Annotated in this window: 1 protein-coding gene; it reads left to right on the top strand. The window is 63.3% G+C overall.

Annotated features, from left to right (window positions below; all coding sequences use genetic code 11):
* The coding region (gene tnpC / locus NKI66_RS32575) for an IS66 family transposase (protein ID WP_352754075.1) at window positions 1-1,292 on the top strand (1,292 nt) is incomplete at its 5' end.
* Window positions 1,293-1,315: the final 23 nt, after the last annotated feature.

The following is a 1,315-nucleotide window of genomic DNA, read 5'->3' as shown; positions in this document are numbered from 1 at the left end:
CGCAGATGGAAAAGTCTGCGGGCGGGTCGAAAGCGAAGCGCGCCCCGCGCCCTCGCAAAGGCTTTGCGGCCCGGGTCGAGGTGGTTATTGAGCCCGAAACGCCTGCTGGCTGCGAAGCGCTGGAAAAGATCCTGATCGGCGAGGACGTCTCCGAACGGCTTGATGTCACTCCGGCGAAGTTCCGGGTGATCGTCACGCGTCGGCCCAAATATGCCTACAGGGGCTGGGACGGCGTCATCCAGGCAGCCGCTCCCGCCCGCATCATCGAAAGCGGCATTCCGACCGAAGCGCTGCTGGCGCAGATCGCGGTGTCGAAATACGCCGATGGCCTGCCGCTCTACCGCCAGGAAGCGATCTATGCCCGCGATCAGGTCGAGATCGACCGGTCACAGATGGCGCAATGGATGGGCAAGGTCGGCTTCGAGCTCGAGCCGCTCGCCGATTACGCACTGACTCGCATCAAGCAGGGTGAGCGGGTCTTTGCCGATGAGACCACGCTGCCAACGCTGGCGCCGGGATCGGGCAAGGCCAAGACGGCCTATTTGTGGACTTATGTCCGCGACGACCGGCCGTTCGGAGGCAGCGGACCGCCCATCGTCGCCTACCGCTTCGAGGACAGTCGCGCCGGCGAATGTGTCGCCCGCCATCTGGAAGGCTATTGCGGCATCCTGCAGGTTGATGGCTATGCAGCCTATAACCGGCTGGCCAAGCCCGATCGGGCCAACGACGTCATGACGCTGGCGGGATGTTGGAGCCACGTGCGGAGGAAGTTCTACGAACTGCATGTCGCAGGCTCGTCCGTCATCGCCACGCAGACGGTGGCGCAGATGGCTCCGCTGTGGGCGACTGAGGAAACCGTCCGCGGCAAGGATGCCGCAGCCCGGATGGAAGCCCGCCAGGACAAATCGGCATCGGTTGTCGCCGCGCTCTTTGCCCGGTGGGAAAAGGAACTGCCCAGGCTATCGGGCAAGTCGAAGCTTGCCGAGGCGATCCGCTACGCGCTCGGCCGGCGTGCCGTGCTCGAGCGCTTCCTTGCCGACGGCCGCATCGAGCTGGACTCCAACACGGTCGAACGTGCGATCAGGCCTCAAACAATTACGAGAAAGAACTCGTTGTTCGCCGGCAGTGACGGTGGTGGACGGACATGGGCAACAATAGCCACGCTTCTGGCCACCGCCAAAATGAACAATGTCGATCCGCATGCCTGGCTCACCCAAACCCTCGAGCGCATCGCCAATGGTTGGCCAAACAGCAACATCGAGGCGCTCATGCCTTGGAACTACCAGCGCTAAACGGCATCAGCTACGCGCTTACG

The sequence above is a fragment of the Mesorhizobium sp. M0518 genome (assembly GCF_040321125.1).
Taxonomy (GTDB): Bacteria; Pseudomonadota; Alphaproteobacteria; order Rhizobiales; family Rhizobiaceae; genus Mesorhizobium.
This window is presented reverse-complemented; position numbering and strand designations above follow the sequence as displayed.